This window comes from Rothia sp. HMSC036D11, from assembly GCF_001814205.1.
GTDB classification, from domain to species: domain Bacteria; phylum Actinomycetota; class Actinomycetes; order Actinomycetales; family Micrococcaceae; genus Rothia; species Rothia dentocariosa.
The window spans coordinates 154,495-169,183 of record NZ_KV815316.1; the positions used below are offsets into that span (position 1 = coordinate 154,495).

Here is a 14,689-nt window from a genome sequence, read left to right on the forward strand (position 1 = left end):
CCTAAGGAACACAAACATGGCAGAACAGCCGAAACCTGAAAATCTCAGCGACGGCGTTAAGTCTGAGCAAGAAGCTTACCTACGCGCAGTCGAAGCTACTATGTCAGAATTTTTCGCACAACAACGCACTCTGCTGACCGCTATATCTCACGATGCACTGCCCCTTCTTGAAGCTATCGAGTCGCTCTCTTCCGGGGGGAAACGTCTCCGGGCTCTTCTGAGCTATTGGGGATGGCGAGGTGCTGGAGGAGACTCCATACTCGAAGGGTCGGCTCCTGCCCCTATTATTCGAGCAGGGGCTGCCCTTGAGCTCTTTCAATCAGCGGCTCTTATTCACGACGATATTATCGATCGCTCTGATACACGCCGCGGAAAGCCCTCAGTACATAAAAAGTTTGAAACGCAGCACATCCAGAACTCATGGGTGGGCGATACTTTCAACTACGGCCTAACCGGTGGAATCATCGCGGGCGATCTGTGCCTTTCGTGGTCGGAACAGATGTTCTCATCCATCGGAGAAGGTGCTTTATCCGGCACCGAAGCGCGAAACATCTTCGATACTATGCGTACCGAAGTTATGGCTGGCCAATACCTTGATGTGCTTTCCGAAGTTATTCCAGCAGAGACTCCTGAGAACGCCCTCGCTCGTGCTCACCGTGTTATTCAATACAAATCCGCAAAGTACTCCTGTGAGCACCCACTCGTCTTAGGAGGGGCTTTAGCACTCACCGCAATCGCGCATCAAGACCACCCGATTCTTGGGAAATATCGTGCTTTCGGACTTCCGCTGGGAGAAGGATTTCAGCTTCGTGATGATGAACTTGGTGTCTTTGGAGAACCTAGCGCCACAGGCAAACCCGCCGGAGATGATATTCGTGAGGGAAAACGCACCGTTCTCATAGCGCTAACAACACAAAATATCTCTGCTGAAGACCGCAGGATGCTTGAAGGCGCCTTAGGGAACCCGGAACTCACAAACCAGCAAATCTCTAAAATCCGAGAGCTTATGATAGGCTCTGGGGCTCTAGAGCATGTCGAAGAGCTTATCGCTCAGAAGTCAGAAGCTGTAGATACTGCTCTTCATGCGCTGCCGGTATCCGAGCCGATACGCTGCGCGCTCAGCGCGATAGCGGCTAAGGCGCTGCACCGTAAAGCTTAGAGAGGATGGTGATGCGGCGCATCCAAGCTGTTAGATGCGCCGCATAACTATATATTTTTCGGGTACCGTTGGAACTCGATCTTGATAAAAACTCTTCTTAGTTTTGTTTTACCAGGCAAGCGCCTGCGCGCGACGGCGGATCTCTGTCTTGCGTCCGTCTTTCAAAGCATCAATAGGGCGCCCAGGAAGAGAGTCATCATCCGTGTACAGCCAGACGATTGCTTCTTCATCGCTGAACCCTGAGTCTTTGAGTACGACTAGAGTTCCCTTTAAAGATTCCAAGACGCGGTTCCCATTCAAAAAGAGTGCGGGGACTTTACGCACGTTGGTTTCGGGATCGCGCAAGGCTATCAAAGACCCGTCAGAAAGAAGATTATGTATGCGAGTGATCTTCAGATCGAGGATCTCAGAGATCTCTGGAATAGTGACCCACTCGCCTACAAGGGCAAAGGTCTGAGCAATATTTTCGTTAGTCACCCTTTAAGAGTGCCAGAGAGCCTAATCAATTACCACTTATTCCGTACCGCAAGCTGGTGTGTTGCAAGTAGCGTGCTCATCTAGCCTACGACTAAATCACAGGTATACACCTTTCCTGAAAATCTGCTGAGGGTTAGGTTCCGACATGACAAATAGGGTCGCATCATTCAAATGCATCGCCTAAAATTTTTATCACTATGAGTCATACTCCACAGCCTAATTCCGGTTCCTCTGTGCCCGGTCCTGCTCCCCAAACGAATCATAAGCAGCCGCTGCGGTTAACCGGTCAAGTGCTCGAAAAGCACTACCTCATGGGACGAATGATAGCCCGCGGAGGCATGAGTGAAGTCTATTACGCTTCTGACTTGTGGTCGAATAATCCCGTAGCTATTAAAGTGCTTACGCCCGAACTTGCCGAACAAGCGGAGAACAGGCAAAAATTCCATCGTGAGGAAAGCTCTCTGCGTAAAATTGGCGGGGGTCACACAGTAGGTGTGTTGTCTTCAGGTACCGAGTATCTTCAGGGGCAGCGCATTATGTATATCGCTTTGGAGTACGTTTATGGGTGTACGCTCAGCCAGCTCCTTCGCTCTCGCCAAGCGCTGTCTATGGGGGAAGGTCTTGAAATTTTGCTTCCCGTTGTTGAGGGGCTTTCAGAGGTGCATGCGCATCGGTATGTTCACCTCGATATGAAGCCGGGGAATATTCTTTTAGATACTCAGCGGCGCATTAAGTTAGCAGATTTTGGTCTTACGCGCCGCAATGACCAATATGACTCTGGGGTTCTTATGGGTACCCCCGCCTATGTGGCGCCCGAAATTTTAGACCCGCAAGGACGTGTTGGTGCTCCAGCGGATATTTTCGCGCTGGGCGTTATGATGTACCGTATTTTCTCCGGTCGTTTACCGTTTACCGGTTTACACAACGATCAACAGGTTCTCTACCACAACGCCAACATTGAGATGCCTCCAATTACGGAAGTAGCTCCGGGAATCGACCCCGATATAGCGGGGATTATCAGGTGGTGCACACGTAAACAAGCGGATGCACGCCCCGAGGACGCCACGGAACTTTTCACTGCTTTATCCGAGATAGCCCAGCGGCTGAATCCTAAAGATCGTGCATGGCGTTCCCCGCATCTTGAACCTCCCGAGCTTGCGCTTTGGGATGAGGTGGGTGATATTGCTGAGCGCAGCGGCATGGCGCAAATGGTGCGTGATACTCCTATTAGCGCGTACGGCAGCGCGGTAGATTTGATTCTCGACGTAGATGCAGAGAATTCGGTAATTGACGATTTTGGTGTCCCTCTCTCCCCTGCTGTCCATGAACAAGGGCATATCGGTATTGGTCCAGAACCACATGGTCCCGACGAGAGCCTAATATCTCCCCCATCTTCAACCCCTAGTGCACCAGCGAATCTCCATAACGCGCTACAACCAGAGCCATCGCCAGTACCACGATCAGAATCACCTTCCACTCAGCACGTTCCTCAGCAAGAAAAGTCTATGTCCAAAGAGCAGCTGGATGATGAATCATTCTCTGCCTATGCAGATCCGCAACGAATATATGATCGCCGGAATTCAAGTGTTCCTGTCCAAGCAAACCAGGAGCAAAATTCCTCTCTAGACTCTGAACAAAGCTGGATTTCTCAAACGCAGGAGCGCGAACGTCGGCACATTCTTGATCCTCGATTCCCTACCGAGTCTCTTGCCGAACCACCTTCAGCTACAGCGTGGAGCCTCGCTGCATTAGTGGTGGTCGTTCTCTTTATGGCGGCTGGTTTTACGGGCTGGATGCTCGCCACATCAGTGCTGCAGGCCGCCTGGTGGCAAGATTTTTCCAGGCTTTTCGGCGGATTATAGAGTAATCCCATATGCGAAGGTCGCATAGAAACTCTGTAAAGTTCTATGCGACCTTCAGCATAAAGCTAAAACTAGATTGCTTATCGGTTCCTGAGATACTCGGATACCAAGAACGCGATTTCAAGCGACTGCGAGTGATTCAGCCGGGGATCGCAAAGAGATTCATAACGATCAGCTAGGGCTTCTTCATCAATAGCGTCTGAGCCACCTAGGCATTCAGTAACGTCATCCCCGGTCATCTCAACGTGAATACCGCCAGGGAATGAGCCGAGAGCATCATGTACCTCGAAGAAACCGCGAACTTCATCGAGTACATCGTCAAAACGGCGGGTCTTATAGCCGGAAGGAACGGAAATTGTGTTACCGTGCATAGGATCGGTTACCCAGATAACCTGTGCACCAGCAGCTTGTACCCCTGCGACGATAGGAGGCAGCTTCTCTCGAATATTCTTAGCCCCCATACGGGTAATAAAAGTGAGGCGACCGGGTTCACGATTCGGGTCAAGTTTATCGATAAGGGCCAGTGCATCTTCGGCGGTGGTTGTGGGACCGAGTTTTACGCCGATGGGGTTACGCACTTTAGAGAGGAAATCCACGTGCGCATCATCAATCCCACGAGTTCGCTCACCAATCCACAAGAAATGGGCTGAGGTGTCATAGGGCAAGTCGGTTCGTGAATCGATGCGGGTGAGGGACCTTTCATAGTCAAGGACTAAAGCCTCGTGCCCCACATACATATCGGTAGTTTTGAGCGCATCAAAATCAACTCCACAGGCTTCCATGAATTTGAGGGCGCGGCCGATTTCATCAGCTGTTTGTTCGTATCGCTCATGCGCTGGGTTTGAAGTAAACCCACGGTTCCATTGATGTACTGCGCGTAGATCTGCAAAGCCACCTTTTGTAAAAGCACGCACAAGGTTAAGGGTGGCGGAACTGGTGTGGTAGCCGCGCAGCATACGTTTAGGATCATGCTCACGAGCTTCAGGCGTGAACTCAAAACCGTTGACGGTTTCGCCCCGGAAGGAAGGCAAAGTAACATCGCCACGTGTTTCCGTATCCGAGGAACGTGGCTTTGAGAACTGGCCAGCCATACGACCCATCTTCACCACAGGCATCGAAGCGCCGTAGGTAAGAACCGCCGCCATCTGGAGAAGAGTTTTGATGCGACCAGAGATTTTGTAGGCTGTGGCACCTTCAAAAGTTTCGGCACAGTCACCGCCCTGTAGCAAGAACGCACGTCCTTCGGCTACTTCCGCCAGCTGTTCGCGCATAGAATCTACCTCACCAGCAAAAACTAGCGGGGGCAGAGAGCTCAGCTCGGCAACAGTTGCGTCAAAATCAGCGTGATTTGCCCATGTAGGCTGCTGATCTATATGCAGATTCCGCCAGGTATCCAACCCGTAATCTGCGCCAAGCTGGTGGTTATGGTTCGCGTTGCTCATGGGTGTGTACTCCAGAATTTCTGTATGGTTCAGCACGCTGACGCGGCGTTACAAGGATAAAGATTATTGTACCTTCCTAAAATGCCGTATCTGAGCATATGGCGCAGTCTTAGATAAGTTTATGGGCACTCTGCACACAGACGGTTTACAGCCTGTTCGGCGGTTAAGCTGTCGGACGCCATGAGTTTTTTCACCGCATCCGCGTACACATCAACATATTCTTGCCCGCTAAGCTCACGAATAGCTACACCTACACGATCCGCAATCTCACGCTGTACGGAGAAAAGATGCGCTTCGTGACTTCTGCTGGAGAAATCTAGCGGCTTTCCAAAAATTGTACGGATTGTTATCTTTTGTCCGCGATTGCGCAGGTGCGGCCTGTTTGTTCCCAGCGGCTGCACCAGGTCCGTACCAATCTGCCCTACTGGTACAACAGAAACTCCAGATTCAAGGGCTAACCTTGCTACTCCAACTTTCGGACGGTAGCCACGCCCGTCAGGACTGCGGGTGCCTTCGGGATAGATCCCCAGTATGCCGCCTGATTCTAGCACCCGAAGGCCTCTGGCAAGAGATTCTTGACTTTTGACCCCACCGGAACGATCCATGGGAAGCTGACCCATGCTTGTAAAAAATTTAGCCATAGCGCGACCTTTGACACCGGATGTTGTGAAGTAATCACTTTTCGCCAAGAAATTAATAGGGCGATCGAGCGCAAGAGGTATAAAAACTGAATCGCAAAATGCTAGGTGGTTACTTGCAATAATGACCGGTCCCTGGGGTATGTTCTCAAGCCCGATAATCTCATGCCGATAGAGACTATGCAGAATGGGCGTACTAAGAAATTTGAGGGTGCTGTAGGCGAGGGTCATAACTCTTCCGTCATAAAACAATAAATGCGGGATAGGCACGCGTACCCGTATATGACGGATGTGGTTAGCGAGCACATATCACGAGAGGACGGCAACAATGCGAAACCTCTACGTGATTAGATTGTAACGGTTTTAGCAGTACCGTGCCGAAATCCCCTCTTTCCCGACGCCAAGGTGACTTTTGTCTGATAGTTATCTGTGAATATTATCGTTTTCGCGCTCTTAGCGTAGCTCAGACGGTGTTATCCCAGAGCTGTAGGTAATAATTGACCACGAACCTATTCAGCTCTTGAACGGTTCCAAGTCTCAAAGTGAGAGCGTACTGTTGAAAGGAAGCCATGAATATTTTCGAGAATGCAGGTGAACCGTTGCGCCGCATCCGCCGTCAGGCACGTCAGCGTCGTGAGCTTGCCATCCAGCCCTCAATAATGCGTGCGCAAAGCTCTTTAGAGTCGGAGTTCAACCACGATCCTATTTCCCATCCGGCTGACCGTGAACTCTATGAGGGTGATGTTGGCATTCTCATCATTCATGGCTTCACAGGATCCCCGCACAGTATGCGACCTATAGCAGATCACTTTATTAAGCTCGGCTACCCTGTTGAGATGCCTCGTCTTGCTGGGCATGGCACACACTGGCGAGACATGGTGGCGACCGAGTATAAAGAGTGGGTTGATGGTGTCGATGAAGGATATTGGAAACTCCTCAATGCAGGCTATCGGGTTATCGTAATCGGTATTTCTATGGGCGGGTGCATTGCTGCCAATTTAGCGGCTCGGCATGATGTTCTAGGCATGGTGCTCATTAACCCCTATTTTGTGGATGTAAACCCCATGATGAAAGTGGCACACCGAGTTGCCCCTATATTTCCTTCGCTCAAGTCTGTTGGATCTGACATTGCCCGTCCTGGAGTTGATGAAGGTGCATATCCGCGAACTCCTACCGTTTCTGTACGGCAGCTTCACCTTTTGGGCCGAGAGACTCGTGAGCTGATACCCTTGCTACGAGCTCCGGTGCTTTATCTGCGTTCCCTCCACGATCATGTTGTCTCAGATAGTTCGCACCGCTATTTTCTAGAACACTGCTCAGCACCGGTAAACTTTAAATGGTTGACTCACAGTTACCATGTGCCGACTCTAGACTACGACGCGGAACTTGTCTTATCCGTGATACAAGATTTTGTCGTTGACTGTGAAGCATAATCCAAGCTACAGCGTTGAAAGGCCTTGTATGCAAATTGTCTCCGTACCCGCAGAAGCTATGGTAGATCCAGCGTTGAATCTCACCAGTATTGTGGAACGCCATGCCTCCGACACCTCAAATCCCGTGCTGTATCGGTGGCAGATGTCGCCTGGCAATTGGCAGGACATTCACGCACATCAGTTTCATGACATGGTAGTTTCCGTAGCCAAGGGACTCATTGCGCATGGCGTTAAACCTGGTGATCGCGTAGGTATTATGAGCCGCACTCGCTTTGAGTGGGCTGTAATAGATTTTGCTATCTGGTATGCCGGAGCCATATCGGTACCTATCTACGAGACGAACGCACCCGCACAAGTTGCCTGGGCCTTATCGCATTCTGAGGCACAAGCAATTTTTGTGGAGAACGATAAACTGGTTCAGATTACTGATAAGGCGCATAAATTTCACCCGCTCAATATTAAAAATCGTTGGGTTATTGAAGATGGGGATTTGGATATGCTCATCAGAGCAGGTTTAGATGTCTCCGATGCCGAACTTGAAGCGGCCCGCACACATGCCCATGCCGATTCGCTTGCAACCATCGTCTACACGTCTGGAACAACAGGTAAGCCTAAAGGATGTGCGCTCACGCACGGAAACTTTCTTAATCTGAGTCTTAACACGCGCATCGCGGAGCCGGAGATCGCTAATCCGCGTAGTTCTTCCCTTATTTTCTTACCTTTAGCGCATGTTCTGGCAAGGTTTATTCAGGTTCTTGCTTTGGATTCCGGGGTTGTTGTTGGGCACTCCCCTACCATCAAGAATCTTGCGGCTGATCTGGATAGTTTTAAGCCCACCATGTTGCTGGTGGTACCGCGTGTCTTTGAAAAGATTTATGAGGGAGCATTGGCTAAGGCGGCTCGTGGCGGAACCATAAACGAAAATCTTTTTAAGCGAGCGGTTAAGGTCGCCATCGCTTGGTCTGAGGCTAAAGTTTCTGGACGACTCCCCCTCAAGTTGGCGGCACAATATGCACTCTACGATAAGCTAGTTTACACAAAATTGCGCGCCGCTATGGGCGGTAAATTACGTTACGCAGTCTGCGGAGGCGGGCCTCTCTCCCCACGGTTGAATCATTTCTACCATGCGGTAGGAGTCCGAGTGGTTGAGGGTTATGGTCTCACGGAAACATGTGCGCCGATTGCTGCCGGGCGCATCAGCAATTTTCAGATCGGGGCTATTGGTCCGCTTCTGCCAGGTTCTCAAGGCCGTCTTGCCGAAGATGGCGAGCTTGAACTGCGTGGAATCGGCGTGATGAAGGAATACTACAAAAACCCCGCTGAAAATGCCCAGTCTTTCACTGACGATGGATGGTTCAAGAGCGGTGATCTAGCCCGTTTCGATGATCAAGGGCTCCTCAAAATTGTGGGGCGCAAAAAAGAAATCATCGTGACGGCCGGGGGCAAGAATGTTATTCCGGGCACTGCGGAGAACCATCTACGAACTTCTCCCTTGGTATCTCAGGCTATGCTCGTGGGAGATCAGAAACCCTTTATTGCGGCTTTAGTTACTCTCGATCCCGATACTCTCCCCGATCAGCTTGAACATTTGGGGCTTCCGCGTTCCCTTTCCATGCCGGAGGCCGCCGTGCATCCTGCCGTGCGTGCCGCGATCCAGCGCATTATTGACGAGGCTAATCAACTGGTATCTCGCGCAGAAGCTATCCGCGAATTCCGCATTATGGGTAAGGATTTGACGGAGGCGGACGGCTATTTAACACCTTCTCAAAAGCTCAAACGGGCTAAGATTCTGCAGGATTTTTCTGCTTATGTGGATGACATCTATAGCCGTGTTTCGGAAAGCGCTAATAATAAACTCGAACGTCTGCAAAGCTACGCCGAGCAAGCTTCTGATAGGCTCCATGAGTTCAAAACAGAGAAGACAGAAAAACTTCATGATCTAAAGGTCGAAGCGACTGAACGCCTTGAAGAGTTTAAAGGACAAGCGGCAGAAAAGTTATCTCAGCATCAGCCAGTCCGAGCCACACCTTCAGATGAAGAGCGTACATACCCTGATGGTAAAGAGCACGTGCGCGGAGATTTAGAAAACAACAAAAAGCTCCACGAATCTCTTCGGAAGAATCGTAGCTCTTGAACGCGAAAAGAGGCTAAAAGCTGTGGAGGCTCTCACCAAGATTGGTGAGAGCCTCCACAGCTTTATATATGAAAACTAGTTATCTACATCTAGCCCAAGAAGAGCATTTTCTATAACTTCAGTCAAAGCAGGGTGAATCCAATACTGACCACGGGCCATGTCTTTCACACCCAATCCGAAGCTCATGGCTTGAATAAGCGGCTGAATCAGTACTGAGGCTTCTTCCCCTACAAGGTGGGCGCCTAAGAGCTGTCCTGTGTCCTTACGGGCAATAAGTTTCGCCAGTCCCACGGAATCTTCCATAGCCCATCCATAAGCGGTATCGCCGTAGTTCTGGCTCTTCACTGTAACTTTGAAGCCCTCACGCTCTCCCAGCTTCCGAGCGTTCTCTTCCGAGAGCCCTACAGTTGCTATCTGCGGATTACTGAAAACCGCAGCAGGGACAAAACGATGATCGCTGGCAACGAAGCTATCGGGATGGCTAAGGTTATGTTGAACGGTCCGTGCCTCATGGTTTGCCACATGCTTGAGTTGGAACGGCGAGGAGACATCACCTAGCGCGAATACTCCAGGTACGGGAGAACCGTTATACAGTACGCGCTGGTATTTATCGGTTCCAATAAACCCGCGGCTATCGACGTCAAAGAAACTGGATGCCTTAAGAGTATCGCTATTGGAACGACGACCAGTTGCGGCAAGTACGGCATCCGCAACAATCTCCTCTACCTCACCATCGTGTTCAACTACGACGGTAACGGTTCCATCGCCGTTCTCGCGAATCTCAACAAGAGAGCGTTCCAGGAGAATGTTCCACTGGTGAGATGCGGCTTCCACGAACCGGTCTACAACTTCTTTATCTACCTCACGGAGAATACGGTTAGAACGAACAACTTGATAAACCTGTGCCCCCAAAGCAGAGAATACATGCGAAAACTCGGCGGCGACAACCCCGCCGCCAAGCACCACAAGACGTTGAGGGAACTCTTCCAAACGCATAATCGTGTCGTTTGTATGAACCTGTGGTAAGTCAATACCGGGAACCGCAGGAAGAACCGCCCGCGAACCCGCAGCAATTACAACCTGGTGACCATAAAGTTTCTGCCCGGACTCTGTCTGCACTGTATGAGCATCAACAAAATGAACGTATTCGGGATAGTAATCCACGTTAGGCAGACCAGCGCGCCAGTCACGCCCACCAGCAGAAATCTTATCGATGCGCTGAGGGAAAATACGATCGCGTATCTGTGCCCAGTTAATCGCAGTAATTTCAGCCTCAATACCTAACTTATTGAGCTCACGTGCTTTCTGCGCAGTAGTTGCCGGGTACACAAACATTTTCGTGGGGATGCACCCAACGTTCAGGCACGTTCCGCCGAAAGTACCACCGTCTATAAGCGCTACTTTCTTGTTATCCCATTCCGGTCCTATCAGGGTGTTCCCCGATCCCGAGCCGATGACGATAAGGTCGTACTGTGCTACGCCATCAATAATTTCGAGCTCTTTGATACTCATAGTCCCTCACATGCAATAAAGATTACTGAGTCTTAATACGTACGTTACAACGCTATACCCCGGGTTTTATTCCGGGGACAGGACATCCGTCTCTAGGCTCTACAGTGCTGCCATGAGTCCGGCAAGCAGACGTGTAAATCGTATGGAGGGTTCCACAGCTTCTTCGTCGGGCCAGAAGTGAATCGGATGTGCTGCCCCAAGAGCACGCTGAATAACAGCTTCCTCGTTGAACGTAGGCTCAGCAACAAGCTGCCCGAAGAGTGCCTTCAATTCTTCGTACCGATAGCTGTGCTCGGGATCGTCGGCACGTAATTTATTCACGACAACGGCAGCAGCCTCAACAGAACTATTCTCGTCCTTCTGGAACCTAACAATCGCACGGAGGGTACGCTCAGTACCCGCCACGGAGAAAAGTGAAGGCTCCGCAATCGAAAGCACTCGCTGACTTGCGCCCCATCCAGTTGCTGTAAGGGTCCCTAAAAACGGTGGGCAGTCGATGAGGACTAGGTCGTATGTGCTCCCAGTATTTTCGATAAGGTTCTGCAACCGTTCAATGAAGGGTGCGGGCTCTTTCGTATCGAGAAGGGCCGAACGCGCCGAACCACGAGCTACATGAATTTCGCCGCCCTCTATAGGATTGCTCGTGAGCAGCGTAGGTGTACCCACCAGGTTATTCCAAGCTGACGGGCTCACAAGGCGGGTGAGCGCATCGGTGTCATGGGTAAGCAGGATAGAGGCAATGTCCGGGCACCCACCTTCTGCGGCAAGTCCGGTACTAGCATCCCCGTGGGGATCGAGATCTATGACAAGGGTTTTGAGCCCACCGTGCAACGCTGCTGATGCAAGACCTAACACAATGGAGGTCTTACCCACGCCACCTTTGAGGCTACTAACACTGACAATTCTAGGCATGGCGCTCCGAAGTTATAAGTTCAACAATTGAATGAGTGCACTCTTATTTTATCGAAATTACTTGCGTTCGATAACTCTCGATCGCAAGTTTTCCCAATAATCTTTACACTCGTGTATATCACGCATATGTGGTGCCACAGCGTATGTCTTTAAAACCACTCTACTAGAGTATTGAGGTTTTAGTGCACGTCAGGCTTTACGGGCGCGGCGTGCGGCAAGTTCGTCTTCCGCGTCCGATACCGTCTGCATCTCTTCACCAGGTTGCCCATTCAGATTCGCTTCAATCTCACGCCAGACTCGCCCAATAGCAATTCCGAAGACACCCTGGCCAGCCTGTACGAGATCAATAACTTCGCTCGGCGACGTACACTCATAAACGGTGGTTCCATCGCTCATCAGGGTGATTCCTGCAAGGTCCTCGATCCCCCGAGTATGAAGATGGTCAATAGAGGTACGAATCTGTTGTAAAGATACTCCGGTATCGAGAAGGCGCTTAACGATCTTGAGAACCAATACATCGCGGAAACTATAGAGCCGTTGAGTCCCAGACCCTGAGGCGGAGCGCACAGTAGGCACCACAAGCTCCGTACGAGCCCAGTAGTCAAGCTGCCGATAGCTAATCCCGGCAGCTTTCCTGGCAACAGACCCGCGGTACCCTAGGTTCTCGTCGACGATTGATACAGGATCTTTAAAAAGAACCCCCTGTTCACCACGCGGAGGCGGTTCCATCGGAAGAAGAACTTCAAACCCTTCTAGCTGCTCGGCTGTACCATGCATATCATGGTAAGCCTCAGAAGAACGAGATCCAGTTTTTGAGGTATTCCCTGGTGTGGTCTTGTCACCGACGCCGTATCGCGCCATTGGCAATACCTCCTTCTTATCCGATGTCCGTAGCCGAACGGGTTACTTCTGTTTGTTATCCTACCTTGTTACCCGTTCAAATGCACGGAAATACCGGGCACTAAGCTCCAGCAGTTTTTACACGTTTAGAGAGCAAATACATTACGGGATAAAAAGAGGAACCGCGCCTTCTGAAAGCTACGGCAGCCTTTATAGTTTAACCTATCTCTCCCTTTAGCATAAAACTTGCACATCTTCAGGGTGGGAGTTGAGCTTTAGTAGATTATTCTCCGCCCATACAACGTCTAAGCGCGCCTAGAATACGGTCATAGAAACAGGTAAACCTCACTCATATTGAGCACTATATCCGCAACAAACCATTAAAAATGGATGCGCAAAAGCGATCAAACTTTCACGCATCCAACACTGAGATTGAGTGATATTTTTCTTGGCAGGACTAGCCCCTACTTCGTAGACAGACGCAGAAGCCAGCGCAAGTTTCTAACTACATGCGCGCAGAAAGCCCTAGTTATACGTCGGCATTGCAGACTCTACAAGGGTTGCATGCAACTGCAGACAAAGTTTGCGAATCTTATCGGCTCGCTCTTGAGCCTGCGTCTGAGAAGCTGCGTCACGGCGCGAAGCTAAAGGAGCTACCGCGATCTCAACAAGAGAGATTTCACGGTCTGCTGCAGATTTGAAAGCTCTCAGATGACGGGGCTGAATGCCATGTCCCATAAGTTCAGCGCTAGCTCGGGCAATAAGCACATCATATTCAGTATATTTCGCATTTGCCTCGTCATCCAGAAGGCCGAAGTCAATAAGCTCACGAATAAGCTCAACGGGCGCACCCGAGTACTCTGCGAGTTCACGAATACTGTATGTACGCCCTTCCGCAACGTTGGTGGATCCTAAAACCTGATCCAACATCTCGTCCGAAACGGGTGCAGGTACAGAGTTAATGGCGCGCCCCGCCTCAAGATCGTCAAGATGCTGACGAATAACCTTGAGCGGCATGTAGTAGTCGCGTTGCATCGTCAAGATATACCGCAGGCGCTCGATGTCGGTTTGGGAGTACTTTCGATACCCAGTATCGGTACGTTTGGGGTGGACCAAACCACGCTCCTCCAAAAAACGAATCTTAGAGGCGCTGATCCCCGGAAAATCAAGATCCAGTTGACTTAAAACCTGTCCTATAGTGCGGCTCTTAATATCTCGGGGGTCACGACTATCTTTGCCACGTTCAGCGCTCTCTACTAGAGCCTCTGCCCGAGCGAGATTGTCATCAATGCGGGAGTTCATAGTATTCCTTTGAGAAATTGTGCTCGTCAAAGTTACGCCGATGCGCAGACCGCCTCGGCGTGCTGCATAGTACCTAATCGGCTTCTTCGCAGACGGCGTTACTTGTTCTTTTGTATTGTGAGTGAGTGAGGTTCAGATAATTTATCACAAAATGATAAACACTGAACCTTTGAGTCAATCTTATAGTGTTCCGTCTCAGAATTCCATTAGAAAACCGCCGAATAACGGCATTTTCGATGCCGAAAGATTACAAAACTTTAACCATCAAGTAGTAAAACAATACCAATTCATCCAAAAACCCTTATTTTTCCACGCGATATATAAGTATAGGTATTGATAAATTTTTAGAATTATTTGTATTTATTTTTCGTCACATTTTACAAAATTATCCGGTGATTACCGTCTTTTTGGCGGTAATCACCGGATATATCTACGCCTAGGTACCAGTAATTAGTCCAACTCAGCCTGATAAGCCTCCGCTGAAAGAAGCTTTGCCACATCATCAGCATTTTCAGGACGAAGTTCGATAAGCCAGCCTTCGCCGTAAGGATCGGAGTTCACCTGTGCAGGGTCATCAGCCAGCGCCTCATTGACGGCGACAACCTCACCAGCAACTGGTGACAGAAGATCGGATACGGACTTCGTGGACTCAATCTCGCCAAAGCTACCCTCAGCATCGAGGGAGTCACCGACAGAGGGCAGGTCTACATAAACCACGTCACCCAGCGCATCCTGCGCGTGATCGGTAATACCGACGCGAACAGTACCTTCAGCCGAAAGGGGGGAAACCCACTCATGATCAGATGTGTACAGAAGTTCTGCGGGAACGTTGCTCATAGCAGCGATTTCCTTTCAGTGTGTTCTTGCTACGCACGGTTCTGTGCGAACCTCTCACGGTGTGGGATACGAGAGGCAATACACAAATTATCTCATAGATACGTAATGTTGAGCACGTTTTTTCCGAATCGTGTCATGGGT

At 50.2% G+C, this 14,689-nt stretch carries 12 protein-coding genes; 4 read left to right on the forward strand and 8 right to left on the reverse strand.

Features of this window, described 5'->3' with window-relative positions:
- Positions 1-16 precede the first annotated feature (16 nt).
- Positions 17-1,159, forward strand: a complete 1,143-nt coding sequence (locus tag HMPREF2958_RS10390) for a polyprenyl synthetase family protein (protein WP_013398833.1) — start codon at positions 17-19, stop codon at positions 1,157-1,159.
- A 108-nt stretch (positions 1,160-1,267) separates the two neighbouring features.
- Here the strand turns inward: HMPREF2958_RS10390 and HMPREF2958_RS10395 are convergent, their stop codons facing one another.
- Entirely contained in the window at positions 1,268-1,636 is a 369-nt protein-coding gene (locus HMPREF2958_RS10395) for an Rv2175c family DNA-binding protein (protein ID WP_013398832.1), read from the reverse strand.
- A gap of 197 nt (positions 1,637-1,833) precedes the next feature.
- Between HMPREF2958_RS10395 and HMPREF2958_RS10400 the strand changes: the two genes are divergently transcribed.
- On the forward strand, positions 1,834-3,498 hold the full coding sequence (locus tag HMPREF2958_RS10400) for a serine/threonine protein kinase (RefSeq protein ID WP_070697922.1): 1,665 nt from the start codon (positions 1,834-1,836) through the stop codon (positions 3,496-3,498).
- Between the two features lie 80 nt (positions 3,499-3,578).
- Here HMPREF2958_RS10400 and HMPREF2958_RS10405 read toward each other — a convergent pair whose 3' ends face one another.
- Both HMPREF2958_RS10405 and HMPREF2958_RS10410 read right to left on the reverse strand, forming a co-directional pair.
- Positions 3,579-4,940, reverse strand: coding sequence for a class II 3-deoxy-7-phosphoheptulonate synthase (locus tag HMPREF2958_RS10405; RefSeq protein WP_013398830.1), 1,362 nt, complete (start codon positions 4,938-4,940; stop codon positions 3,579-3,581).
- A 119-nt stretch (positions 4,941-5,059) separates the two neighbouring features.
- Entirely contained in the window at positions 5,060-5,809 is a 750-nt protein-coding gene (locus HMPREF2958_RS10410) for a lysophospholipid acyltransferase family protein (protein WP_070627651.1), read from the reverse strand.
- A gap of 338 nt (positions 5,810-6,147) precedes the next feature.
- On the opposite strand from HMPREF2958_RS10410, the gene HMPREF2958_RS10415 reads away from it, so the two are divergent.
- Together HMPREF2958_RS10415 and HMPREF2958_RS10420 are read left to right on the forward strand one after the other, a co-directional pair.
- The gene (locus HMPREF2958_RS10415; protein ID WP_070697923.1) at positions 6,148-7,011 is read left to right on the forward strand and encodes an alpha/beta hydrolase; all 864 of its coding nucleotides are present in this window, start codon (positions 6,148-6,150) and stop codon (positions 7,009-7,011) included.
- A 28-nt stretch (positions 7,012-7,039) separates the two neighbouring features.
- Complete coding sequence (locus tag HMPREF2958_RS10420; protein WP_070697924.1) at positions 7,040-9,145, forward strand: AMP-dependent synthetase/ligase; 2,106 nt, start codon at positions 7,040-7,042, stop codon at positions 9,143-9,145.
- Between the two features lie 75 nt (positions 9,146-9,220).
- Here HMPREF2958_RS10420 and HMPREF2958_RS10425 read toward each other — a convergent pair whose 3' ends face one another.
- The 5 genes from HMPREF2958_RS10425 to gcvH form a co-directional block, all read right to left on the reverse strand.
- Positions 9,221-10,657, reverse strand: coding sequence for a mycothione reductase (locus HMPREF2958_RS10425; protein WP_070697925.1), 1,437 nt, complete (start codon positions 10,655-10,657; stop codon positions 9,221-9,223).
- Positions 10,658-10,756: 99 nt separating this feature from the next.
- On the reverse strand, positions 10,757-11,569 hold the full coding sequence (locus HMPREF2958_RS10430) for a ParA family protein (protein WP_070523413.1): 813 nt from the start codon (positions 11,567-11,569) through the stop codon (positions 10,757-10,759).
- A gap of 189 nt (positions 11,570-11,758) precedes the next feature.
- The gene (locus HMPREF2958_RS10435; RefSeq protein ID WP_070524424.1) at positions 11,759-12,346 is read right to left on the reverse strand and encodes a MerR family transcriptional regulator; all 588 of its coding nucleotides are present in this window, start codon (positions 12,344-12,346) and stop codon (positions 11,759-11,761) included.
- A gap of 588 nt (positions 12,347-12,934) precedes the next feature.
- On the reverse strand, positions 12,935-13,711 hold the full coding sequence (locus tag HMPREF2958_RS10440) for a transcriptional regulator FtsR (RefSeq protein ID WP_070619856.1): 777 nt from the start codon (positions 13,709-13,711) through the stop codon (positions 12,935-12,937).
- Between the two features lie 450 nt (positions 13,712-14,161).
- Entirely contained in the window at positions 14,162-14,548 is a 387-nt protein-coding gene (gcvH, locus tag HMPREF2958_RS10445; RefSeq protein WP_004004367.1) for a glycine cleavage system protein GcvH, read from the reverse strand.
- Positions 14,549-14,689: the final 141 nt, after the last annotated feature.